At 61.5% G+C, this 21,727-nt stretch carries 23 protein-coding genes; 13 read left to right on the top strand and 10 right to left on the bottom strand.

What is annotated here, in order from left to right:
- Nucleotides 1-419: 419 nt before the first annotated feature.
- The 7 genes from rpsT to F3H98_RS04520 all read right to left on the bottom strand — a co-directional run bounded on the left by rpsT (nt 420) and on the right by F3H98_RS04520 (nt 5,698).
- Complete coding sequence (gene rpsT, locus F3H98_RS04550) at nt 420-686, bottom strand: 30S ribosomal protein S20 (RefSeq protein ID WP_149758772.1); 267 nt, start codon at nt 684-686, stop codon at nt 420-422.
- A 155-nt stretch (nt 687-841) separates the two neighbouring features.
- Nucleotides 842-1,615, bottom strand: coding sequence for an enoyl-CoA hydratase (locus F3H98_RS04545; RefSeq protein WP_149758770.1), 774 nt, complete (start codon nt 1,613-1,615; stop codon nt 842-844).
- Between the two features lie 40 nt (nt 1,616-1,655).
- A complete protein-coding gene (gene mutM, locus F3H98_RS04540) occupies nt 1,656-2,549 on the bottom strand; it encodes a bifunctional DNA-formamidopyrimidine glycosylase/DNA-(apurinic or apyrimidinic site) lyase (protein WP_149758768.1) in 894 nt (297 codons plus the stop codon).
- The gene (locus F3H98_RS04535) at nt 2,542-3,786 is read right to left on the bottom strand and encodes a phosphopentomutase (protein ID WP_149758766.1); all 1,245 of its coding nucleotides are present in this window, start codon (nt 3,784-3,786) and stop codon (nt 2,542-2,544) included. The genes mutM and F3H98_RS04535 overlap by 8 nt, the downstream gene beginning before the upstream one ends.
- Before the next feature lie 115 nt (nt 3,787-3,901).
- On the bottom strand, nt 3,902-4,519 hold the full coding sequence (locus F3H98_RS04530; RefSeq protein ID WP_149758763.1) for a TadE/TadG family type IV pilus assembly protein: 618 nt from the start codon (nt 4,517-4,519) through the stop codon (nt 3,902-3,904).
- A gap of 12 nt (nt 4,520-4,531) precedes the next feature.
- Complete coding sequence (locus tag F3H98_RS04525) at nt 4,532-5,122, bottom strand: TadE/TadG family type IV pilus assembly protein (protein WP_149758761.1); 591 nt, start codon at nt 5,120-5,122, stop codon at nt 4,532-4,534.
- 144 nt (nt 5,123-5,266) lie between these two features.
- A complete protein-coding gene (locus F3H98_RS04520; protein ID WP_425294810.1) occupies nt 5,267-5,698 on the bottom strand; it encodes a pilus assembly protein N-terminal domain-containing protein in 432 nt (143 codons plus the stop codon).
- A gap of 289 nt (nt 5,699-5,987) precedes the next feature.
- Here F3H98_RS04520 and F3H98_RS04515 point away from each other — a divergent pair, with 289 nt between their 5' ends.
- The 9 genes from F3H98_RS04515 (at nt 5,988) to F3H98_RS04475 (ending at nt 14,981) form a co-directional block, all read left to right on the top strand.
- Nucleotides 5,988-6,167 (top strand): Flp family type IVb pilin, encoded by a 180-nt coding sequence (locus tag F3H98_RS04515; RefSeq protein ID WP_149758759.1) that lies wholly within the window; start codon nt 5,988-5,990, stop codon nt 6,165-6,167.
- Between the two features lie 121 nt (nt 6,168-6,288).
- A complete protein-coding gene (locus tag F3H98_RS04510) occupies nt 6,289-6,810 on the top strand; it encodes an A24 family peptidase (protein ID WP_149758756.1) in 522 nt (173 codons plus the stop codon).
- A gap of 181 nt (nt 6,811-6,991) precedes the next feature.
- A complete protein-coding gene (gene cpaB / locus F3H98_RS04505; RefSeq protein WP_149758754.1) occupies nt 6,992-7,795 on the top strand; it encodes a Flp pilus assembly protein CpaB in 804 nt (267 codons plus the stop codon).
- A complete protein-coding gene (locus F3H98_RS04500) occupies nt 7,792-9,393 on the top strand; it encodes a type II and III secretion system protein family protein (RefSeq protein ID WP_149758752.1) in 1,602 nt (533 codons plus the stop codon). The genes cpaB and F3H98_RS04500 overlap by 4 nt, the downstream gene beginning before the upstream one ends.
- Before the next feature lie 14 nt (nt 9,394-9,407).
- Nucleotides 9,408-10,127 (top strand): CpaD family pilus assembly protein, encoded by a 720-nt coding sequence (locus tag F3H98_RS04495; RefSeq protein WP_149758750.1) that lies wholly within the window; start codon nt 9,408-9,410, stop codon nt 10,125-10,127.
- Between the two features lie 25 nt (nt 10,128-10,152).
- On the top strand, nt 10,153-11,439 hold the full coding sequence (locus F3H98_RS04490) for a CpaE/TadZ family protein (protein WP_149758748.1): 1,287 nt from the start codon (nt 10,153-10,155) through the stop codon (nt 11,437-11,439).
- 23 nt (nt 11,440-11,462) lie between these two features.
- Nucleotides 11,463-12,947 (top strand): TadA family conjugal transfer-associated ATPase, encoded by a 1,485-nt coding sequence (locus F3H98_RS04485; protein ID WP_149758746.1) that lies wholly within the window; start codon nt 11,463-11,465, stop codon nt 12,945-12,947.
- A gap of 27 nt (nt 12,948-12,974) precedes the next feature.
- Nucleotides 12,975-13,988: a type II secretion system F family protein gene (locus F3H98_RS04480; protein WP_149758744.1), complete on the top strand. Its 1,014-nt coding sequence runs from the start codon at nt 12,975-12,977 to the stop codon at nt 13,986-13,988.
- 3 nt (nt 13,989-13,991) lie between these two features.
- Nucleotides 13,992-14,981, top strand: a complete 990-nt coding sequence (locus F3H98_RS04475; protein ID WP_149758742.1) for a type II secretion system F family protein — start codon at nt 13,992-13,994, stop codon at nt 14,979-14,981.
- A 31-nt stretch (nt 14,982-15,012) separates the two neighbouring features.
- Here F3H98_RS04475 and F3H98_RS04470 read toward each other — a convergent pair whose 3' ends face one another.
- Complete coding sequence (locus F3H98_RS04470; RefSeq protein ID WP_149758740.1) at nt 15,013-15,837, bottom strand: tetratricopeptide repeat protein; 825 nt, start codon at nt 15,835-15,837, stop codon at nt 15,013-15,015.
- 134 nt (nt 15,838-15,971) lie between these two features.
- Between F3H98_RS04470 and F3H98_RS04465 the strand changes: the two genes are divergently transcribed.
- From F3H98_RS04465 to F3H98_RS04450, 4 genes are all read left to right on the top strand, one after another.
- Nucleotides 15,972-17,345 carry a leucyl aminopeptidase family protein gene (locus F3H98_RS04465; RefSeq protein WP_149758738.1) on the top strand — a complete coding sequence of 458 codons (1,374 nt, stop codon included), beginning with the start codon at nt 15,972-15,974 and terminating at the stop codon, nt 17,343-17,345.
- 153 nt (nt 17,346-17,498) lie between these two features.
- The gene (locus F3H98_RS04460; protein WP_149759290.1) at nt 17,499-17,849 is read left to right on the top strand and encodes a MarR family transcriptional regulator; all 351 of its coding nucleotides are present in this window, start codon (nt 17,499-17,501) and stop codon (nt 17,847-17,849) included.
- On the top strand, nt 17,846-18,706 hold the full coding sequence (locus F3H98_RS04455; RefSeq protein WP_149758736.1) for a C40 family peptidase: 861 nt from the start codon (nt 17,846-17,848) through the stop codon (nt 18,704-18,706). The genes F3H98_RS04460 and F3H98_RS04455 overlap by 4 nt, the downstream gene beginning before the upstream one ends.
- Nucleotides 18,707-19,633: 927 nt before the next feature.
- Nucleotides 19,634-20,119 (top strand): nuclear transport factor 2 family protein, encoded by a 486-nt coding sequence (locus F3H98_RS04450; RefSeq protein ID WP_188130326.1) that lies wholly within the window; start codon nt 19,634-19,636, stop codon nt 20,117-20,119.
- 63 nt (nt 20,120-20,182) lie between these two features.
- On the opposite strand, the gene F3H98_RS04445 is transcribed toward F3H98_RS04450, so the two are convergent.
- Both F3H98_RS04445 and F3H98_RS04440 read right to left on the bottom strand, forming a co-directional pair.
- Nucleotides 20,183-20,605, bottom strand: a complete 423-nt coding sequence (locus F3H98_RS04445; RefSeq protein WP_342211600.1) for a GNAT family N-acetyltransferase — start codon at nt 20,603-20,605, stop codon at nt 20,183-20,185.
- Nucleotides 20,606-20,732: 127 nt separating this feature from the next.
- Nucleotides 20,733-21,674 carry a 2-hydroxyacid dehydrogenase gene (locus F3H98_RS04440; protein ID WP_149758732.1) on the bottom strand — a complete coding sequence of 314 codons (942 nt, stop codon included), beginning with the start codon at nt 21,672-21,674 and terminating at the stop codon, nt 20,733-20,735.
- Nucleotides 21,675-21,727: the final 53 nt, after the last annotated feature.

Here is a 21,727-nt window from a genome sequence, read left to right as displayed (position 1 = left end):
TTTTAATGAATCTGATCTGCTGGAGCCGCTTCAGGAGGGCATCGAAGCGGCTGTTAACCGAATAAGTCGTTTGGATTCAAAACCTTTTCCAAACCTGATTTTTTGAGCCCCCACGGGCGAAAAAAAACTAAAAAAAGCGCTTGACATGCTCCAGCCCCCGGCAGCCGGTGGATGACCTGAACAACGTGTGGACAACCGTCTGTAAATGGCTGAAATTATTGCATAAATAGTGTCAGGCCTTTTCCGCTGGGTGAGCGGCTGCGACGGCGACAGAATAGCCGAAACGAGGCCTATGCCGGCAAAGAACTTTGGCCTGCGGGCAGCTTTCCGTAACGTCATCCCGGCAAGTGTTTTCCGGCAAACGAAAAAAACCCGGCGAGGTACGCCGGGTTTTTTCGATCTGGTACTGAAATTGGGTGTCAGGCGGTCAGCGTCTTCACACGCTGCGCAAGGCGCGAAACTTTGCGCGACGCGGTGTTCTTGTGGATGACGCCCTTGCTTGCGGCGCGCATCAATTCCGGCTGGGCGGCCTGGAAGGCGGCTTCAGCTGCCGTCTTGTCGCCGGCTGCGAGAGCCTCTTCGACCTTGCGGACATAGGTGCGGACGCGCGAGCGGCGGGTCTTGTTGACCGCTGCACGGCGAGCGATTTTGCGCGTTGCCTTTTTGGCCGACGATGTATTGGCCATGATGCCTCTCTTCTGTATCCGTAGGGGCGCCGCAGGGCCTCCTGCTGGCGCAAAAACAAATGGGCAGCCATGGGCCGCCTCAGTTGTCGCGGCTTATAGTGTAGCTTTGGCGAGGCGTCAACGCCGTTTCGCGGTCTTTTTGGACGCACCCGCCATCAACGGTTGCGGAAGCTTGCCGGGCGTTTTTCGGCGAAGGCCGCCATGCCTTCCTTCTGATCGTCGAGCGCAAACATCGCGTGGAAAACCCGGCGTTCAAAGCGCAGGCCCTCGGCCAGCGTCGTTTCATAGGAACGGTTGACCGCCTCCTTGGTCATCATGACGGCCGGTATCGAGAAATCCGCGATCTTGGCGGCCGCCTTGATCGCCTCTTCGACGAGATCAGCCGCTGGAACGACACGCGAGACGAGGCCGGAACGTTCAGCCTCCGCTGCATCCATCATGCGACCGGTCAGGCACATGTCCATTGCCTTCGACTTGCCGACGAAACGCGTCAGGCGCTGCGAGCCGCCCATGCCGGGCATGACCCCGAGCGTGATCTCCGGCTGGCCGAATTTTGCGTTGTCGCTTGCGATGATGAAATCGCACATCATTGCCAGTTCACAGCCGCCGCCGAGCGCATAGCCGGAAACCGCGGCGATGATGGGCTTGCGGATGCGCGTCAGCCCTTCCCAGCCGACGAAGAAATCTTCGAGATAAGCTTCGACATAGGACTTGGACTGCATCTCCTTGATATCGGCGCCCGCCGCGAAAGCCTTTTCGGAGCCGGTTATGACGATCGCGCCGAGTTCCATATTGGCGTCGAACGCCTGCAGCGCGGCGACGATTTCGCCAAGGACCTGGGAGTTGAGCGCGTTCAGCGCCTTCGGCCGGTTGAGTGTGACCAGCCCGACCTTGCTGCGCGTTTCGACGATGATCGTTTCATAGGTCATGGCAATTCTCCCAGGGCTTGACCGGCTTCCGTCGCTTAGCTCAACGCTGGCAGGTCGGGCAATAGAAAGTGGAGCGTCCGCTCTGCACGATGCGGTGGATCGTGCCGCCGCAGCCGGATCTCGGACAAGCTTGGCCTTCGCGGTCGTAAACCGAGAAGGAATGCTGAAAATAGCCCAGCGACCCGTCCGTCTGGATATGATCCTTGAGTGACGATCCCCCTGCCTGGATCGCATCTGCGATGACGTTTCGGATGGCCGTGGCGAGACGTGTGCTGCGCTCCGTCGCCTTGCCGGGGGACGCCGCGATGGTTCCTGCCGCCCGGCGCGGCGAAAGGCCGGCACGCCACAGGGCTTCGGCGACGTAGATGTTGCCGAGCCCGGCAATCACGGTCTGGTCGAGGAGGGCAGCCTTCAGCGGCGCCTTGCGGCCGCGCAGCAGATCGGCAAGCAGCGTTCCATCGAGCGCATTCCCGGTCGGCTCTATGCCGAGATTGGCGAGCATCGGGTGGCGGTCCAGTTCGTCCGCCTCGGCGAAAAGCATGAAGCCGAACCGCCGGGGGTCGTTGAAGACGACGCGCGCCTTTGTTCCGGTCGGCGCGCTGAGATGAAACACAACGTGGTCGTGCGCGGCATCTTTCGAGCGCTCGTGATGGAACGTACCGGGTGTGCCGGCCTGGTCGTCGTCCTCGATGCGGAACGATCCGGACATGCCGAGATGGCAGATGAGCACCGGGCCGCCATCGACATGCGCGGTCAGGTACTTCGCTCGCCGGCCAAGCGCGGTGACAGTCCGACCGGTCAGCCGCTCGACAAAGCGGTCGGGAAACGGAAACCGTAGATCCGGCCGTCTCGCCTCGACATGCAGGAGGCGTGAACCTTCGAAAACCGGTTGCAGGCCGCGCCGGACGGTCTCTACCTCGGGAAGTTCAGGCATCGGCGGCGATCGCCTTGTAGAAGGACGTGCCATGCCGACCCGGTGCGAGGCCGAGATGTTCGGCTATCGTCTCGCCGATGTCGGCGAAGGTCGACCGCACGCCGATTTCTCCGCCACGCAGCCCCGGTCCGGTGCCGATGATGGGAATTCTCTCGCGGGTGTGATCGGTGCCCTTCCACGAGGGGTCGCAGCCGTGATCGGCGGTCAAAAGCAGGATATCGCCACGGCGCAATCTGGAAAAAGCCTCCGGCAGCCGCCGGTCGAAGGCCTCGAGCGCCTCGGCATAACCAGCAACATCCCGGCGATGGCCGAAAAGCGTGTCGAAATCGATGAAGTTCGCAAAAACCATGTCGCCATCGCGGGCATCGTCCATGCCACTAAGAGCGGCGTCGAACAGCGCCATGTTTCCGGCGGCCTTGCGCGTCTCCGACACGCCTCGGTGGGCGAAAATGTCGCCGATCTTGCCGATGCCGATGACCCGGTTGCCGCGCGCGGTCAGCCGGTCGAGCAATGTGGGTTCCGGTGGCGGCACGGCGAAGTCTCGCCGGTTGGCGGTGCGCTCGAAAGTCTGTTGTGTTTCGCCGATGAACGGACGCGCGATGACCCGGCCGATATTCAACGGGTCGACCAGCCTTCGGACGATACCGCAAAGCTCGTAAAGCCGTTCGAGCCCGAAATGCGTTTCATGCGCGGCGATCTGGAAGACCGAATCCGCCGACGTGTAGCAAATCGGCTTGCCGGTGCGGATGTGCTCTTCGCCGAACTCAGCGATGATTTCCGTTCCGGAGGCATGGCGATCGCCGAGAATCCCCGGCAAGCCGGCCTCAGCGACGATGGCGGATGTGAGGGATGCCGGAAATGTCGGCGTCGTTTCAGGAAAATACCCCCAGTCGAAACGGACCGGAAACGCCGCGATCTCCCAGTGACCGGATGGCGTATCCTTGCCGCTCGAGATTTCGTCCGCCGCTCCATAGAAGGCATTTTGAGCAACGGCAGCCGGAGCCGCATTTGCGCTTATGTCTCCCACGGCCAGAGCGGCCGCCTTCGCAAGGCCCAGTGCGGCCATATTGGGAACATTCAGGGGGCCGGCCCGGACACCCTCTCTGTCGGCTTGGCCAGCCGCACAGGCGGCCGCGATATGGCCGAAGGTGTTGGAGCCCTCGTCGCCGAAACGCGCGGCGTCAGCGGCGGCGCCGATGCCGAAGGAGTCGAGGACGAAGACGAAAGCGCGTGCCATGAACCCAGGCTAGTGTCTGCTTAGGGGAGTTGCAGACATAGGATCGATCGCCTCGGTTGGCAATTCGAAAGCCGGGAGGATTGGAAACCAGCGGTCCGATCCTCCGGCCGGCAGGTCAGCTATAACAATCGCCGCAGGCGATGGTGCTCGTGACGCGCGGGCGCATGTAGTAGGTCTCGTTCATGTTGTAGGTGGCGCGCGACGATGTCAGGCCGAGCGCCTGTTTTGCATCCGTGCTCCAGACGATGACGGGCACATAATCCAGGTGGCTGTTGACTTCGATGAGGAAACTGCCGGCCGTCTCAAGCCTGTCGGGAACATCTGTCAAGGTTCCGGCTGCCCTGCCTGCCTCATAGACATTCTGCCCGCCCGACTTGCCGACCAGTTTGTATTCCCAGAGGATCCTGGTCCTGGGGGTCGTTTCGTTGGTTATCTCGATGGCTGTAACGGTGATGTTCGGATCCGACCGGTTGTAAGGCTGAATAGCCGAACTGCTGATCGCAAGAATTCCTTTTAGCTCGGCTTTGGACATTTGCGGCGATTGTGTAACCAGATCGCCGATCATGCTGCCGGCGCGGCCGACCTTGCGGCTGGTTTCGATTGCGAGCGCCAGCTCCCAGGTCACAAGACACATAGCCAGCATCAAGGGCGCAATCAGCGCGAATTCGATCGCCGCGACGCCTCGTCGGTCGGAAATCAATCGTCCGAGGACGCTCGAAAATTTACTGGCCATGTCCGCCCCCGATCAATCGTCAAATGGTTCGTTTTGCCAGGTTGCCGTGGCGAGAAGCAGAATTTTGCCGTCGGCCAATGTCGACAGGCTTTTTTGCATCATGTTGGTCATGATCGGCCAGGGATAGAGCACGCGGAGCATGCTCTTCTCCAGAGATTTAGGCTTCTGCACCTGCGTCATCCCCGGGTTGATCGTTCTCTGGTCGCCTGTGCCGGTGATCGGCATCGGGATAGCGGCGAGCTTGCTGAACGTATCCTCGGTACGCAGGTCGATTGCCAGACCAGGGCAACCGCTTGCCACCATCATCTCCAATTTGCCGCAGATGAGGTTGCGAAGGTTCGTTGCGTTCAGGCCGTCGGCCTTGATTTGTCCGGTGCGGATCTGTCGTGAAACATCGTCGACGGCATTCGCCATCACCTGCCCGGCTGCAAACGATATGCAGGTTTCCAGGATGGCGAAGAGCAGGAGAAGGAACGGCAACAGCAGCATGCCGAACTCGACGACCGTGCTGCCGCTTTGGTCGCCGCAGAAACGCAGCACAATCCGCGGGCGCCATCTTTTAGCGCGCGCGCAGTCCGGTCCAGACGCTTGTTCAACACCCATATCGAGCCCAGCCAATCTCATGCGGTATTGGCCAGGACGATATCGCAAACCGGTTTCGTTACGGTTTGGATGATCCTTAAAAGATCGCGCAACCAATTTACCGGTGACTAACCACCAGGCTGGCCGTCGGCTATGCCATGCGGATCACCGGCCTATCTGAGCGTCGGACGCCAGTTCGGCCTCGCTCTTGTACGAGCCTTCGCAATAGGGCGTGCAAGACAGGGTTTGGATACTCGCGCGTCGGTAGATACGTACCGAACTGGTGGTCTGCCGCACAACCGTAACCTGTTCGTCGATGATAGGAGCGCCGTCGCGGTCAAGCACGACCAGGTTGGTGACGCCGAAACCCCTGCCAGTAAGGATGATCGTGTTGGCATCCTGGACCGAGGCGTCGGCGATCGCCGGATTGCCGACGACGATTGTATCTGCCCCGCGCGCGAGTTTCACGATCCTCGCCTGGTTCATGATCACTTCGATCCCAGGTTCCGCATGAGCTGTAGTCATCATCATTGCCGCCGCGGCGGCTGCGAGCAGCGACTGCCGGAAGAGAATCTTGAAAATCTGGGCCCGATGCATCTCATCTCTCCCCGCAGAAAGTGTTCTTCGAAAATGAACGACATTGGTGAACCAACGGTTAAGTGCGGAACTCGTGCGCCGGCGCTGCCATGGACATGGCGGCATGGCTATGGCGGGTTTCCATCTTAGTCGGCGATTAACCAACAAATGGAGCGCTGTGCGGAAAGAATTCGGTAAGGCTGTTTCTTAAGCCGAATGAAAGAGCTCCTCCATAAATTGGCAGCATCCGATCGACGCATAAAGAACAGTCGACGGGGTGCTGTTAACATGTGGAGTAAGGAGCTCTCGAATGACTAAGCTTTTTGCACGTTTCTTGAAGGACGAATCCGGCGCGACCGCCATTGAATACGGGCTGATCGCCGCTCTCATCGCGCTTGCCATCATGGTCGGCGCTGGCACGATCGGTACACAGGTAGGCAAGACGTTCACCACGATCGGTTCGAAGCTGACGGATGCTAATGCTCCGTAACATTTAAGCGGTTCCGCTTAGCTGAAGTTGAAGGGCTGCGTCGCAAGATGGCGCGGCCCTTTGCTTTCTGCACGCGGTCTCGCTCGGTTGCGTTGCGGTGAATGAAATAGGCATAAGCCAAATGGTTGAAGCAGCGATTTTTGTGATCTTTCCATTCTGTATGGTCTACGCCGCGCTGTCGGACATGGTTTCGATGACGATTGCCAACCGCGTGTCGGTGATCCTCCTGCTGGCATTTGCGGTCCTGGCGCCGTTCACCGGAATGGAATGGTCGGCTTACGCCTGGCATTTCGCCGCCGGCGGCATCGTGCTCGCGTGCTCCTTCGGCCTGTTCGCAATCGGCGCCATGGGTGGCGGAGACGCCAAATTGCTTGCCGCCACCGCGGTCTGGATGGGTTTCGATCACCAGCTGATGACATATTTGCTTGTTTCCACGATCCTGGGCGGGATGCTTACTTTGGCGCTGGTGATATACCGCAACTCGCCGCTGTCCCTTTTCACCGGCAGGATCGCGTTTCTTCGGCACTTCGCCGATCAGAAGGCCGGAATTCCTTATGGCGTGGCGCTCGGCATCGGCGGTTTGATGTCCTATCCGGCCTCGCCGCTGATGCTCTGGGCCACCAGTCGCTTGCTGGCCGGCTGAGTTGTCGCCAACGCGCCTGAGCGCGTATCCAGCGTTTCTCTCCTTCCTTGCTCAGCCTCTCCCGAAAGTATTTGCATAAACTCTAAATTAATCACGATCGTAAGGATTGCATTAACCCTAATTTGACGATTGGCGGCGCAATCTCCGCCCCGGGCAAGGTGGTTTCGGGGCTGGGTATCCGATGGCGTCACGGTTGATTATTCTGAGCGTTGCGGTGGCCGCGGCGGGCGGTGCTGGCTACATCGCCAAAAACATGGCCAGCACTTCGCAGGAAGTGGCGATGCCCGAACCGGAGCAGCCGGCGCTGGCGTTGAGCGAAGTGCTCGTCCTGTCCGCCGATGTTCCGATGGGGGCTGCTGTAGACGGCCAGCTCACCTGGCAGGCATGGCCAACCAACGCTGTCGACGCCAATTTCATAACCCGCGACGGTGAAGCCGATGCGATCGACAAGCTGAAGGGCTCGCTCGCGCGGATCGCGATGTATAGGGGCGAACCGCTGCGCCGCTCGAAACTGATTGGCGAAGGCCAGAGCTTCATGTCGTCGATCCTGCCGGCGGGTAAACGGGCGATAGCCACCCAGATCGCCGCCGATACATCGGCCGGCGGCTTCATTCTTCCTAATGATTTTGTCGACGTGATCATGACCCGGCGCTCGCAAGCCAGCGGCGGCGAAGGTTTCATCACCGAAACGATCCTCAAGAACATTCGTGTCCTGGCGATCGATCAGGCGATCCAGGAAGATGAAGAGGGCAAGAAGGTGAAGGTTGGCCAGACCGCGACACTCGAACTGACGTCGCAGCAGTCAGAAATCATCACGGTTGCGCAACAGATGGCTGATCGCTTGACTCTCGCGCTCCGCTCCACTGCCGATGCGCAGGAAAAACCTGACGGTGAGGCCGACTATCTGGTTTCGGGCAATGGGCGCCGCGGCACTGTTCGGCTGATCAAGTCAGGCGAAGTTTCCGAAGTGGGGGCAAGGAGATGACTTTGAAGACCCACCAGCCCGTCGACTTTGCCAGGAGCAGCCAGATTGCCGCCCGCTGGGGCGCCGTACTCGCCGCTTCGGCCTGTGTCGCCTTGGCCTCCCCGACGTTCGGCACTGCTGCTGGCGCCGGCATCACGCAGGTCGAAACGACGAAGGGTGCGCAGCGGATCAAGCTGGGCCTCAACAAATCCATCGTGATCGACCTTCCGAGCGACGCTTACGATGTACTGGTGGCGAACCCGGGAGTGGCTGACGCGGTGACCCGTTCGGCACGCCGCATCTACCTGTTCGGCAAGCAGGTCGGCGAGACCAACATCTTCGTTTTTGGGCCCAACGGCGAGCAGATCGCCAGTCTTGACCTTGCCATCGAGCGCGATGTCGCCGGACTGGAAGACTATCTCAAGCGCTTTATTCCCAATTCCGACATCACGGTCGAGTTGCTGAACGACAACGTCGTGCTGACCGGTACGGTCGAGACCCCTCTTGATGCATCCCGTGCGGCCGAACTGGCTACCGCCTTTGTGACCGGCGGTGAAGCGACAACGGGCCAGTATTCGCAGACGGCGGCCGGCGGCTCGGTCAATGGTGGCGTCGACATCGACAATCCCGACTCGACCCGGCAGAAAAGCGCGATCATCAACCTGATCAAGATCATAGGAGAGGATCAGGTTACCCTGAAGGTGACAGTCGCGGAAATCAGCCGCAATGTCATGAAGCAGCTTGGCGTCAACATGTTCGCAGAGGGCAGCAGCAATGGCATTAGTTGGGCCGGCATAAGCGACAATATAATGGGCCTCGGCAAGCCGCTTTCCCCTAGCGGACTGCAGCTTGGCACCTCGATGCTCGAGGCCTACATCAACGCGATGGAGCAATCCGGCGTCATGAAGACGTTGGCCGAACCGACGCTGACGGCAGTGTCTGGCGAGAAGGCGACATTCAGGGTTGGCGGTGAATTCAATGTAGTTGGCAGCCAGTCGGTCACACCGCCGAGCCCCGGGCGCGACAACAACGGTGATGGCGTTATCGACGAGCCCGCTTCTTTCGGCGGTGTGACCTATGAGGTCCAGAAAATTGAATATGGCATAGGACTGGAATTTCAGCCTGTCGTTCTCTCGCCAGGTCGTATCAGTCTGAAAGTCCGCACATCCGTTTCCGAACCCACCACTGAAGGATCGGTCGGTCTCAGTGCCAGCCCGCTAACCTTTCCGGGATCGAACATGCTTTCGATCCGCAAGCGCCTCGCAGACACCACCGTGGAACTGCCATCCGGCGGCTCCATGATGATCGCGGGCCTTGTCAGGGACGATGTCCGGCAGGCGATCAACGGTCTGCCGGGTTTGTCGAAGGTTCCCGTGCTCGGCACGCTTTTCCGCAGCCGCGATTTCGTCCGCAACGAGACTGAACTCGTCATCATCGTGACGCCTTATCTCTCGCGGCCGGTTGCACGCAACGCGCTCGCCAAGCCCGACGACAATTTCAACGCCGCGAGCGACGGCGCCGGCATGTTCCTCGGCCGCGTCAACCGCGTCTACGGAACCATGCAGACCGACAAACCGAACGGCCGCTACCACGGTGTGGTCGGCTACATCTACAAGTGACCGGGGGTGTGGGCATGTCTAAGGCTTTAAAGAACAGCGCAATAGCCGGCGGCTCTCGTGGTTTTCCCACGTTTCGCGCAATCTCCGTCCTGGCGGTCGTTGGGGCCGCGCTGCTGGCTGGATGCGCAAAACGTGACAGCATCACGGTAGGCTCCGTTCCCGACGACTATCGCACCAACCATCCGATCGTCATCGGCGAGAAGGAAGAGGTGCTCGATCTTCCGGTCGGAGCCAGCGACCGCGGAATGACTAATCAGCAGCGTGCATCTCTTGAGGGCTTTCTGTCGGGGTACGACAGGAGCGCGGCGCCTGTGCTCAGAATAATGACGCCGTCGGGCGCCGCCAACGACGTTGCCGCGTCCCGCGCTGCCAGCGATTTCGCCAGGGTGGCCAGGGCAAACGGCGTTCCGGCATCCAGGCTGATGATGCTTTCCTACCAGTCGGCGGCGGATGTTTCGGCGCCGGTCAGGGTGGCTTACACCGCCATGAAGGCACAGACCGGCAAATGCGGCCGCTGGCCTGAGGACATTCTCAAAACCGAAGAGAACAAGCACTACGCGGATTTCGGTTGCTCCTACCAGAACAATCTCGCCGCACAGATCGCCAATCCGGCCGATCTGCTCGGACCGCGCAAGGAGACGCCGATCGATGCCGCACGCCGCGGCAAAGTCATAGATGGCTATCGGAACGCTCCGGTCTGGGTGGCGGTGCCGGCACAGGAAGTAGACTACTGATCGCGGCCATTTCGAGGGTAAGAGCATGACGAATCTGGCCTACGATACCCAACCGGACAGCGGCGATGCCGCCCGGGAGCAGGACGTCGCCGCGATGAATGCCTTGCGGCCGATCCCGCGCATCTCGATACAGGCGTTCTGCGAAACGGAGAGCGTCGCCAGTCCGATCGAACGCGCCGGCGAGGACCGGCGCATGGCAAAGGCGCATCTCAAGGTCCATATGGGCGGCGTGGCGACGGCCATCGAAATCTACCAGACCGCTCCGACGCCCAATCTGATCATCCTGGAGTCGCGCCGCGAGCCGCGCGAACTGATCGAAGCGCTTCGCCAGCTGGCGGAATATTGCGATCCGACCACCAAGGTCGTTGTCATCGGCCACTACAACGATGTCTGGCTCTACCGCGAACTGATCAGGTCGGGCATTTCCGAATATGTCGTGGCGCCGATATCGATGGCGGACATCGTCGGCGTCATTTCTTCCATTTTCGTCGATCCGGACGCCGAGCCGATTGGCCGCTCCATCGCCTTCATCGGTGCGAAAGGCGGTGTTGGGTCCTCGACGATGGCTCACAACCTGGCATGGAGCATGTCGACCCTGTTCGGCTCCGAAGTGGTGGTCGCCGATCTCGACCTGCCGTTCGGCACCGCAAATATCAATTTCGACCAGGACCCGGCGCAAGGCATCGCCGAAGCGGTCTTCGCACCCGAGCGTATCGACGAGGTCTATCTCGACCGCCTGCTGGCGCAGTGCGCCCAGCATCTCTCGCTGCTGGCGGCGCCGTCGACCCTCGACCGCGTGTATGATTTCGACGCCGATGCGTTCACCCATCTCATAGACACCGCGCAGCGTAGTGCGCCACTGCTTGTCCTTGACGTTCCCCATGCGTGGAACGGCTGGACCAAAAACACACTGGCGGCGGCGGACGAGATCGTGATTACGGCGACACCCGAGCTTGCCAATCTGCGCAACACCAAGAACCTGGTCGACATGCTGAAGAAGCTGAGGCCCAACGACGCTCCGCCAAAACTGATCATCAATCAGGCGGGCATTCCGAAGCGTCCAGAGATAAGTGCTGCCGACTTTGCCGAGCCACTGGGCGTCAGTCCGCTGGCGGTAATACCCTTCGATCCGCAGCTCTTTGGCAACTCTTCGAACAACGGGCGCATGCTGGGCGAGATGGATGCCAAGCATGCCATCGTCCAGACAATCTACGAGATGGCCCATGTTTTGACAGGGCGCAGCGAGATCAAGACGAAGAAGAAGGCCGGCCTCGGAGATATTCTGGGCAGGCTGAAGCTGAAAAAGAAATGACGGGCCTCGGGCGGTAATCGGGCATGTTTGGCAAACGAGGCAACGACAGCGGGAGCAAGCCGGAGTTCCGGACGCCGCCGGCACCGGCGGCGGTTGCTCCTGCGGCGACCGTGGCGCCACCGCGAGCCGCAGCTCCGCAACCACCCCAGCCGCCGGCGCAACCGCGCAAAACGGTCACACCACCGCCGCTTGCGTCGCAGCCGCGCACCGCGCAGCGCGAGCGCAGCGAGAGCTACTACGACACCAAGTCGCAGGTTTTCTCGGCGCTGATCGACACGATCGACCTTTCCCAGCTGGCAAAGCTGGAGCCGGATGCGGCCCGCGAGGAAATCCGCGACATCGTCAACGACATCATCGCGATCAAGAACTTCGCGATGTCGATCGCCGAGCAGGAAGACCTGCTCGAGGATATCTGCAACGACGTTCTGGGTTACGGCCCGTTGGAGCCGCTGCTGGCGCGCGACGATATCGCCGACATCATGGTCAATGGGTCGAGGCAGGTTTTCATCGAAGTCAACGGCAAGGTCGAGCAGACCGGCGTCCGCTTCCGCGACAACCAGCAACTCCTCAACATCTGCCAGCGCATCGTCAGCCAGGTCGGCCGCCGCGTCGATGAAAGCTCGCCGATCTGCGACGCGCGCTTGCCCGACGGCTCTCGCGTCAACGTGATTGCGCCGCCGCTTGCGATCGACGGAACGGCCCTCACCATCCGCAAATTCAAGAAGGACAAGCTGACCCTCGACCAACTCGTGAAATTCGGCGCGATCTCCCCGGAAGGGGCTGAGATCTTGAAGATCATCGGCCGTGTCCGCTGCAATATCGTCATTTCAGGCGGCACCGGTTCCGGCAAGACGACATTGCTGAACTGCCTGACCAACTACATCGACCGTGACGAACGCGTCATCACTTGCGAAGACTCGGCAGAACTACAGCTGCAGCAGCCGCATGTGGTCCGTCTCGAAACCCGACCGCCGAACCTCGAAGGCGAGGGCGAGGTAACCATGCGCGACCTGGTCAAGAACTGCCTGCGCATGCGTCCCGAGCGCATCATCGTCGGCGAAGTTCGCGGCCCCGAAGTTTTCGATCTTCTGCAGGCGATGAACACCGGCCACGACGGCTCGATGGGCACCATCCACTCGAACTCGCCGCGCGAATGCCTGAACCGTATCGAGTCGATGATCGCCATGGGCGGCTATTCGCTCCCTCAGAAAACCGTGCGCGAAATCGTCGTCGGCTCCGTCGATGTCATCATTCAGGCGGCACGTCTGCGCGATGGTTCGCGCCGCATCACCCACATCACCGAAGTGATCGGCATGGAAGGCGACGTCGTCATCACCCAGGATATTGTTCTCTACAACATCAAGGGCGAAGACGCTTCGGGACGGCTCGTCGGCGAACACATATCCACCGGTATCGGGCGCCCGAAATTCTGGGATCGCGCCCGCTACTATGGCGAAGAGCAGCGGCTGGCCGCCGCCCTCGAAGCCATGGAGAAGCGCGTCCACTAACAGCGTACGGGTTCAGGGGCTTCGGGCATGTTCGGCATTGATACATCGATCCTGGCGTTCATCGCCCTTGCCGGCTGCAGCGCTGGAGCCATTGCCTATGCCTTTCTCTTCAACAGGATCGCCGACGAGAAGAACGTCGGCAAGCGGCTGGAAGTTATTACCAGGTCGGACGCCGACCGTGCCCTCGTCAAGGCGTCGCGCGATCGGGTGGCCGAAGTCGCCAAGCGTCGGAAATCGGTGCAGGACACGCTGAAGGAACTCGACGAGAAGCAGAAGGCCAAGGACCGCAACACGAGGAAACCGCCTCTGCGGATGCAGATCCGGCAGGCTGGCCTGCAGATATCGGTCGAACGGTTCTACATCTATTCTGCGATCTGCGGCGTCGTGGTGACTGCGCTGGCATATCTCGGCGGCGCGCCGCTGATCGTGCTTCCCGGCGCGTTCATCGCTGGCACTATAGGGCTGCCGCGCTGGATCATCAGCTTCAAGCGCGCCCGCCGGGTGAAGGCTTTCCTCGAAGAATTCCCCAACGCACTCGACGTCATCGTGCGCGCCGTAAAATCCGGCCTTCCATTGAACGACGGCATCCGGCTGATCGCCACCGAATCCGGCGAGCCGGTGCGTTCCGAGTTTCGCCGTATCGTCGAATCCCAACAGGTCGGCATGTCCATCCCCGAGGCCGCGCTGCGCATGGGCGAGACGATGCCGTGCCCCGAAGCGAGCTTTTTCGGCATCGTTATCCAGATCCAACAACAGGCGGGCGGCAATCTCTCCGAGGCGCTGGGCAATCTTTCGAGGGTGCTTCGCGACCGCAAGAAAATGAAGGCGAGAGTGCAGGCTTTGTCCATGGAAGCAAAGGCATCGGCCGTCATCATCGGTGCGTTGCCGTTTGTCGTCGGGTTCCTCGTCTATCTGTCCAGTCCGACCTACATCATGCCGCTGTTCACGACGAGCACCGGAAACATCATCATCGGCTGCTCTCTCGTCTGGATGTCCATGGGCATCCTGGTGATGCGCAAGATGATGAACTTCGAGGTCTAGCGCATGTCCGACCAAGTCGTAAAAGCACTGCTCGATCCGGCCTTCATGATCGCCCTGCTGGTCGCCGTTGCCGTTTTCGCCACCGTGTTCACCGTGTTGCCCGCATTGAGCGGAAATCCGATGAAAGCGCGCATGAAGGCAGTCGCGCTGGAGCGCGACGAATTGCGCGCCAAGCAGCGCGCACGGCTGGCCGCCGAATCCGATCGCCGCCGCAAGGGATTGCGCGAGGAAGAGTCAATCGGCATGCGCAACATCGTGGACCGGCTCGACCTGCGCCGCGCGCTTGTCGACGAAGGCACGCTCACCAAGCTGAGGACCGCCGGTTTCCGCGGCCAGAACCCGCTGACCAAATTCCTCTTCTTCCGCCTTGTGCTGCCATTTATCGGGTTTGTGCTGGCCGCCATCTACCTCTTCGTCATGGGCGCGATGCCGGACCAGCCGCTTTTCGTGAAGATGGTGGTCTGCATCTTCGCTGCCTATGGGGGCTTCTATCTGCCCGTCCTTTACGTCTCCAACCGTGCGACCAAGCGCAAGCAGTCGATCCAGAAAGCCTGGCCCGACGCGCTCGATCTTCTGCTGATCTGCGTGGAATCCGGCATGTCGGTCGAAGCCGCCTTCCGGAAGGTGTCGGAGGAAATCGGCGCGCAGTCGGTGGAACTCGCCGAAGAGTTCGTGCTGACCAATGCCGAACTCTCCTTCCTCCAGGAACGCAAGGCGGCCTACGAGAACCTCGCCAGCCGCACCGGCCTGGAAACCGTGAAGTCGATCACCCAGGCGCTGATCCAGGCCGAACGCTACGGTACGCCGGTCGCGATGGCATTGCGGGTGCTCGCCAACGAAAGCCGCGAAATGCGCATGAACGAGGCCGAGAAGAAGGCCGCGGCGCTGCCGCCGAAGCTCACCGTGCCGATGATCCTGTTCTTCCTGCCGGTGCTGTTTGCTGTCATTCTGGGCCCGGCGATCATGACCGCCCTGGCGCTCAAGAACGGCTGAGCGGCGTTTCCGGTAACACGCGGAACGCGGTTCAATTCGTCTGATTTTGCTTCTTCTTATCGTCGTCCTTGAGCTGGTTCCAGGCATTCTGCTGGGAAAGCATGGAACGCAGGTAAGCGACGTTGGCCTGCGCCTGGTCCGGCGACAGTTCCTGGCTGGCAATCTGTTCCGCTTCGGGGAAACGGCCCTGCAGGCCGACGACGAGCGCCAGATTCTGGCGCACGCGGCTGTCGGCGCCGGGCTGCTGCGCGGCAGAACGCATATATTCCTCGGCCATTTTCAAATCTCCAGCAAGCACGTAGGACATGCCGAGGTTGGAGAGTACGGAAGGTTCGTTCGGCTTGAGATCCAACGCCTTGCGGTAGAGTTCGCGCGCCGGCTGGGCCTGGCCGAGCTGGTCGAGGATGGCTGCCTCCGCAGACAGCAGTTTCCAGTCCGGATATTCCGGCGTTTGGGCGCGGCGGACCGCATCGAGCGCCGGTTCGAACTGGCCGTTGGCGGCGAGCGCCTTGCCGTAGGCGGCAAGCACCGAACGGTCTTTCGGCAGAGCGATGGCGAGCTTGCGCATCACCGCCAGCGACTGGTCCGAATTGCCGTTCATCTGGAGCACATTGGCATAACGAAGCGCGGTCAGCTTGTCGGTAGGGCTGCGCGCATAGGCCTCGCCGAGCGAATTTGCGGCGCCCTGCAACTCACCGGTCGACATCTGGTCGATTCGTTTTCCCTGCGAGCGGGTGAGGGATCCCGTGGTGGTGTGGTCTTTTGCGCAGCCAGCCACGCTTGCTGCAACGAGCACGGCGGCCGATATCTTCAGGAGGCTTTTCCCGGTTGCTCTCGCGCCGTGGTTGATCAACATCGGAAAGTGCCCCCCAATTTCCCCGTGCGTCCGCCGCAGCCGTCTACCCACCCTGAGCAATATTCTGTTAACCCTAACGGATGGTTAAGAAGCGATTCTTCGCTGCTGCCCGTTGCCGAAGGAAATGACGTCCAATGCCTGTCGAGTTCACCGAGAAAAAGTCCGCGAGCGCCAAGCCGGTTTATCTGGTCGCCAAGGACGGGCTCGACGATGCCGGGCTCGACGCCGGGGCACTTGCCTGGGCCAAGGCCAACGACTTCAACGGTGAGGCTGACCGCGTGCTGACGGTGCCGGGGCAAGGCGGCGCGGTGGCTGCGGCGTTGCTCGGAACCGGGACCGGCGACGACCCGTTCGGTTCGCTGGCGACCGGCTCGCTTTCCCGCAAGCTGCCCGAAGGCGACTGGTTTTTCGCGGCAGGCCCGGGCGACGCCAATCAGGCGGCGGTCGGGCTGGCGCTCGGCGGTTATGCGTTCACCCGCTACGGCAAGAAGCCGGGCAAGACGCTGCGTTTCGCGTTGCCTGAAGGCGCTGACGGCGGCCATGTCAGCCGCATCGCCGATGGCGTTTTCCTCACCCGCGACCTGGTCAACACCCCGACCAACGACATGGGGCCGGAGGCGCTGGAGGCGGCTGCGCGGGCGCTCGCCGCAAAGCATGGGGCAGAAATCCGGGTAACCGTGGGCGACGCTCTGCTTGCCGAAAATCTTCCGATGATCCACGCGGTCGGCCGGGCATCGACGGACGCGCCGCGATTGATCGACATCACCTGGGGCAGCCCAGATGCGGCCAAGGTCACCCTGGTGGGCAAGGGCGTCTGCTTCGACACCGGCGGGCTGGACATCAAGCCGGCCGCGAGCATGCTCCTGATGAAGAAGGACATGGGCGGCGGCGCCAATGTGCTCGGCCTTGCCTCGATGATCATGGCTGCAAAACTGCCGGTGCGGCTGCGGGTTCTCATTCCCGCCGTGGAGAATGCGATAGCCGGGAACGCCTTCCGGCCGGGCGACGTGCTGCGAAGCCGCAAGGGCATCACCGTCGAGATCGGCAACACTGACGCCGAGGGGCGCCTGGTGCTGGCGGACGCGCTGGCGCTGGCCGACGACGAGCAGCCCGAACTGCTGATCGACATGGCGACGCTGACGGGTGCGGCCCGCGTGGCGCTCGGGCCGGACCTGCCGCCGTTCTACACCGATGACGATGCGCTTGCGACGGAACTCGCCAAGTCGGCGGTGGCGACCGCCGATCCGCTGTGGCGCATGCCGCTGTGGAAGCCCTACGATGCCAAGCTTTCTTCCAAGATCGCCGACATGAACAATGTCACAACCGACGGCTTTGCAGGATCGATGACCGCAGCTCTGTTCCTGAAGCGGTTTGTCGAGAAGTCGCCGAGTTGGGTGCATTTCGACATTTTCGCATGGAGCCCGACCGAACGGCCGCATTGCCCGGTCGGCGGCGAAGCTCAGGCGATACGTGCCATCGAGCGGGTGCTTTCGAGGCGCTACGCCTAGTGCGCCCCGCGTCCCCTGGACGCGCAAAGGACGCTCCAGGACTTTGAATCGATGCATTGCGCTTTCGGGCCGATGCAGCAGGAGGCCACAATGTTTTATTATTCCATCAAGGAAGAAACGGAACCGAAACAATTTTCGGAGATGCTGGGACCCATGGCAGTTCATCTGCGTCCCAGCCAGGCGTTGCGGCTCTGGCAACTGGTAGCGTTGGCTGAGGTGCGCAGCGATGTGCCCGACCTGACCATGCGCCAGATGGCGATCCTGCTCACCATCTATCTCGATCCGCCGCCTCATACGGTGCGCGGCCTCGCCGCCAGGCTGGGGGTGACCAAGCCGGTGATCACCCGTGCGCTCGACACGATGGGCGCGCTGAAACTGGTTTCCCGGCACCGCGACGAGCGCGACAAGCGCAATGTGCTGGTCAAGCGCACGGTCGAAGGCGCCTTGTTCGTCGAACGTTTCGGTGACGTCATCATCGCCAGGGGCGGAGAGCTGCCGCTATGAACGGCCCTGACCGCCGCCTGCACGCCTTTCGTGCCGACCTTGCCGACGAACGGCTGCGTGGCAGTGTCGAGGCCGAGCGTTTCGTGGCCGGCCGCCTTGCACGAACCGCCGTTCCGGTCGCAGACCTGAAGAAAGCGCCGCGTCCCGATGCCGGCCTGGATTCGCAACTGCTTTTCGGCGACGACGTCCGCGTGTTCGAGGAGAGCGAGGGCTGGGCCTGGGTGCAGTCCGAGCGTGACGGCTATGTCGGCTTTGTCGCCGGCGCCGCTGTCGCGCCGATCGCCGCTGAGGCCACGCACATTGTCTGCGCGCCGCGCACGTTCCTCTATCCCGGTCCGGACATGAAGCTGCCACACAGCGGAAAGTTGTCGATGGGCTCGCGCATCGTCGTCACCGGCTACGCGGAAACGCGCGGCACGAAATACGCAATGCTGGCGTCGGGCGAGGCGATTGTGGCCGGTCATGTGGTGGCGCGGGACGCTGTCGCCGAGGATTACGTGACGGTTGCCGAAACCTTGCTGAACACCCCCTATCTGTGGGGCGGCTGCAGCGGCTTTGGCCTCGACTGCTCGGGACTGGTGCAACTTTCGCAACGGATGTCGGGAAACATGGTGCTGCGCGACACCGACATGCAGGCAGGCACGATCGGCACGGTGGTCGATGCGGGGCCGGCCCATGAAAACCTGCGCCGTGGCGACCTGGTGTTCTGGAACGGCCATGTCGCTGTCATGACCGACGCCGAAAACATGATCCACGCCAACGGCCACACCATGCTGGTTTCCCGCGAGCCGCTCGCTGCCGCGATCGAGCGGATTTCCTATCTCTATGGCGGTCCGACGGGATTTCGACGGCCCTAGCTCCGGCGGATACGCAATCAAGGCTTCGCTAGCGGATTTATGGCTTGCTGGACGTTGGCTGGCGTTGCTCACAAGACCCCCTCTCCGGTTTGCTGCGCAAACCACCTCTCCCCCATTTCATGGGGGCGAGGAAACCCAGCTGGAACGGCGTCGGCATCGCGGCAGCGGTTCCTCGCGCCCGCAAAGCGGGGGAGAGGTGTCGAGGCGAAGCCGAGACGGAGAGGGGGTCCTTTCATCAGCACAAGCGTCTCCGTCGCCACGCCCGCTTTCGCGTCTGACCATTGAGTGGAGCCCTTCGACAGGCTCAGGAGTGGGAAGCGGCGCCTGGGACCGTGCCGTTTCAAATTTATACGAGGCCCGGTCTCCCAGGCGCCGCCGGTGTTCTTGCCCTACCGCAGGGAGCGCGGCTTTCACACCGCGAACTAGCCTAGCCTCGGTCAGGGCGCGGACCTACGGGCATCCTCGCCCCAGCAGCGCCACCGTCAGCGCTGCCGATCCGGCACCGTCGTCCTCCCTGATACCCGGTGCGCACCAGGTTCCCGTGAGGGCGATGCAGCCATTATGCGGGAGGGATGGAGGGGTGTGGATAAAAGAGAAACAAAGATTGCTGATAGATGTTGACAATGTGCTTCCGTGCGCACCAGCCAACCCACATGAAGGCGGCCAGCAATCCTTCCATATTTGGAAATCTCATTTCTGGCTTTGTCGGCTAATGAGCAAATGGCAACGCGTTAAGTCTCTCCCGTTGGAATGACATGGGAGCGGTTTCATGACCGCAAACCGCTATACAAATCTGCGTTCAGCGCAGCGCGGATTTTGTCAGCAGCGCGCACCAAGGCGGCTCTGGCAACCGTGCCATTCCTCGCCTGTTGGCGGAGCAACGCCAACAGGCGACGCTTAGGCGCGGCATCAAACAAGGAGTTCCTCATGACTGGCAGCGAACTTACGACAACCGACCGCTTCGAGATATTCGAGCAGCTTAACCTGCACCAGCGTCTCATCGATACACCGTGGGGTCGCGAATCCGCCGAGAGGTATGCCGATTTGTATTGGCCAGAGGGCAAGTTCAACGTCCACGACCTCCGAGACAGCACCTTCGAGGGACGCAAGGGCATGAAAGATATGTTCGACTACGCGCACAGCGTGTTTCCCCTGGACAAGTGGTACCATTCGATGGGCGTGTTCGAAATTGCTGGTGAGGGTGACGACGCGACTGCCAATTGGCGGTGGGTCGTATCCTGGAAGGCAGATCATATCGGAACAGTTTCAACCGGGACCTATTCCGACCGCTTCCAACGCCGAAACGGCGTCTGGAAATGTCTGGAGCGCACCTCGAACATCGATCCCAATTGGCCTGGGGATCAGTTTCAGAAATATATTGACGCCGCCGACAAGACATTCAGGGCGTCCTGAGGCGAGTGCCGGCAACTCCGATGCCTTCTCCACGAGGGTATCGGCTCGGATGAGGGCTGAGCGCTAAAACTCGTAGGCGTAGAGCACGAAGGTTTCCGCCTCGCTGCCGAAGCCTTCGTAGAGGCGGCGTGCAGGAACATTGTCGGGTTCGGTGCCGACCCAGGCTTCGCCGCAACCCAGCGCCTTGCCGAGTGCGAACATCTCCTCGAGCATCTTCCTGGCGATGCCCTGCCGCTGCCAGCGGGGCGAAACGCCGACCTCGTCTATATAGAGTTCGGAAACCTTGTCGGGATGGCGATGGACGACCGCGGCACACTGCCCGACGATCTGGCCGTCATCGAGCGCGACGAGCATCAGATGGCCGGGCTCCGCGAGATAGGCCGCCAGCCGCTGCGGATCGACGGGTTCGTCGAAGACTTCGGCGGCGACATCTTCGAAGAGAGCTTCGTCACCTGGACCGACACGGCGGATTTGAAGAGGCATCATTTTGCTCGCTGCCTTGGGTCGGGCCGCCCCTCCCTCCGTGAGGGGACGGGAAGAGGGGTATACGGCGTTGCGACCATTTCCCTTCTCCCTCAATTCCCGGGAGGCGGATGAGCCGATCCGGAATGCTTCAATAACCCGCGGCCCTGTCGACCAGGTTCTGCAGCGGCTCGCCGCGTTCGAAGGCGTTCATCTGGTCGAGCATCGGCTGCACCAGATGAGCCGGATCGGAGGTCGCGGCGGCGTGCGGCGTGACGAACACCTTCGGATGGCTCCAGAGCGGGCTTGCCTTGGGTAACGGCTCGGTTTCGAAGACGTCGAGGCTCGCTTCCTTCAAGGTGCCGTCGTCCAACGCGCGTTTTATGTCGGCATCGCGCTGCAGCCTGCCGCGGCCGGCATTGATGAGCACCGAGCCGCCGAGTCCGTTGCGGCGGCGCAATTCGCGCAAGAGGTCGTAGTTGACGATGCCTTGCGTCTCCGGCGTCAGCGGCAACAGCACGACCAGGATGTCGGTGGCGTTAAGGAACGGGATCAGGCCGCTTTCGCCGTGAAAGGTGGTCACGTCGTCGGCGCTGGCCGGGCGGCGGCTCCAGCCATTGACGCAAAAGCCGAGCCCCAGCAGCGCGCGCGCCGCAGCCCGGCCAAGCTGGCCGAAACCCATGATGCCGATGGAAATATCGCCGGCCACACGCTGCTGCGGCTCGTGCCAGACCTTTTTTGCCTGCTGCGCGCGGTAGAGAGCGCCTTGCCGGTGGTGGTCGAGCACCCGCCAGACGACATATTCGGTCATGTGGCGGGAGAGATTGTCGGCGACCACCCGCACGATCGGCACTTGCGGCACGCTCGGATCCTGGAACAGGTGGTCGACGCCGGCGCCGATGGAAAAGATGGCGCGCAGATTGGGCAGGCTGCTCAGGAGGTTGGGGCGCTGCTTCCATACGACCGCATAGGTGATTGACGGGTCATTTGGTCCGTCGGGCTCAAGCACAACCTCGCGCTCGGCCGACAGCAATTCGTGCCAGCGCTGCGGATGGAAACCGGTCACCGCCAGAAGGATACGGCCTTTGTCCATTCCGTTTCTCCGGATCAGAGCATTTTGCAGCCAGGTGGCATCACCTGGTGTGA

It is taken from the genome of Neomesorhizobium albiziae (assembly GCF_900114255.1).
Taxonomy (GTDB): Bacteria; Pseudomonadota; Alphaproteobacteria; order Rhizobiales; family Rhizobiaceae; genus Neomesorhizobium; species Neomesorhizobium albiziae.
The sequence above is the reverse complement of the archived record's forward strand: the minus strand, read 5'-3'. Positions and strand labels throughout refer to the sequence as shown.

Bases quoted from the DNA above. Each gene is read 5' to 3' on its own strand.
- rpsT (WP_149758772.1), bottom strand. From the start codon at position 686: ATGGCCAATACATCGTCGGCCAAAAAGGCAACGCGCAAAATCGCTCGC.
- F3H98_RS04545 (WP_149758770.1), bottom strand. From the start codon at position 1,615: ATGACCTATGAAACGATCATCGTCGAAACGCGCAGCAAGGTCGGGCTG.
- mutM (WP_149758768.1), bottom strand. From the start codon at position 2,549: ATGCCTGAACTTCCCGAGGTAGAGACCGTCCGGCGCGGCCTGCAACCG.
- F3H98_RS04535 (WP_149758766.1), bottom strand. From the start codon at position 3,786: ATGGCACGCGCTTTCGTCTTCGTCCTCGACTCCTTCGGCATCGGCGCC.
- F3H98_RS04530 (WP_149758763.1), bottom strand. From the start codon at position 4,519: ATGGCCAGTAAATTTTCGAGCGTCCTCGGACGATTGATTTCCGACCGA.
- F3H98_RS04525 (WP_149758761.1), bottom strand. From the start codon at position 5,122: ATGGGTGTTGAACAAGCGTCTGGACCGGACTGCGCGCGCGCTAAAAGA.
- F3H98_RS04520 (WP_425294810.1), bottom strand. From the start codon at position 5,698: ATGCATCGGGCCCAGATTTTCAAGATTCTCTTCCGGCAGTCGCTGCTC.
- F3H98_RS04515 (WP_149758759.1), top strand. From the start codon at position 5,988: ATGACTAAGCTTTTTGCACGTTTCTTGAAGGACGAATCCGGCGCGACC.
- F3H98_RS04510 (WP_149758756.1), top strand. From the start codon at position 6,289: ATGGTTGAAGCAGCGATTTTTGTGATCTTTCCATTCTGTATGGTCTAC.
- cpaB (WP_149758754.1), top strand. From the start codon at position 6,992: ATGGCGTCACGGTTGATTATTCTGAGCGTTGCGGTGGCCGCGGCGGGC.
- F3H98_RS04500 (WP_149758752.1), top strand. From the start codon at position 7,792: ATGACTTTGAAGACCCACCAGCCCGTCGACTTTGCCAGGAGCAGCCAG.
- F3H98_RS04495 (WP_149758750.1), top strand. From the start codon at position 9,408: ATGTCTAAGGCTTTAAAGAACAGCGCAATAGCCGGCGGCTCTCGTGGT.
- F3H98_RS04490 (WP_149758748.1), top strand. From the start codon at position 10,153: ATGACGAATCTGGCCTACGATACCCAACCGGACAGCGGCGATGCCGCC.
- F3H98_RS04485 (WP_149758746.1), top strand. From the start codon at position 11,463: ATGTTTGGCAAACGAGGCAACGACAGCGGGAGCAAGCCGGAGTTCCGG.
- F3H98_RS04480 (WP_149758744.1), top strand. From the start codon at position 12,975: ATGTTCGGCATTGATACATCGATCCTGGCGTTCATCGCCCTTGCCGGC.
- F3H98_RS04475 (WP_149758742.1), top strand. From the start codon at position 13,992: ATGTCCGACCAAGTCGTAAAAGCACTGCTCGATCCGGCCTTCATGATC.
- F3H98_RS04470 (WP_149758740.1), bottom strand. From the start codon at position 15,837: ATGTTGATCAACCACGGCGCGAGAGCAACCGGGAAAAGCCTCCTGAAG.
- F3H98_RS04465 (WP_149758738.1), top strand. From the start codon at position 15,972: ATGCCTGTCGAGTTCACCGAGAAAAAGTCCGCGAGCGCCAAGCCGGTT.
- F3H98_RS04460 (WP_149759290.1), top strand. From the start codon at position 17,499: ATGGCAGTTCATCTGCGTCCCAGCCAGGCGTTGCGGCTCTGGCAACTG.
- F3H98_RS04455 (WP_149758736.1), top strand. From the start codon at position 17,846: ATGAACGGCCCTGACCGCCGCCTGCACGCCTTTCGTGCCGACCTTGCC.
- F3H98_RS04450 (WP_188130326.1), top strand. From the start codon at position 19,634: ATGACTGGCAGCGAACTTACGACAACCGACCGCTTCGAGATATTCGAG.
- F3H98_RS04445 (WP_342211600.1), bottom strand. From the start codon at position 20,605: ATGATGCCTCTTCAAATCCGCCGTGTCGGTCCAGGTGACGAAGCTCTC.
- F3H98_RS04440 (WP_149758732.1), bottom strand. From the start codon at position 21,674: ATGGACAAAGGCCGTATCCTTCTGGCGGTGACCGGTTTCCATCCGCAG.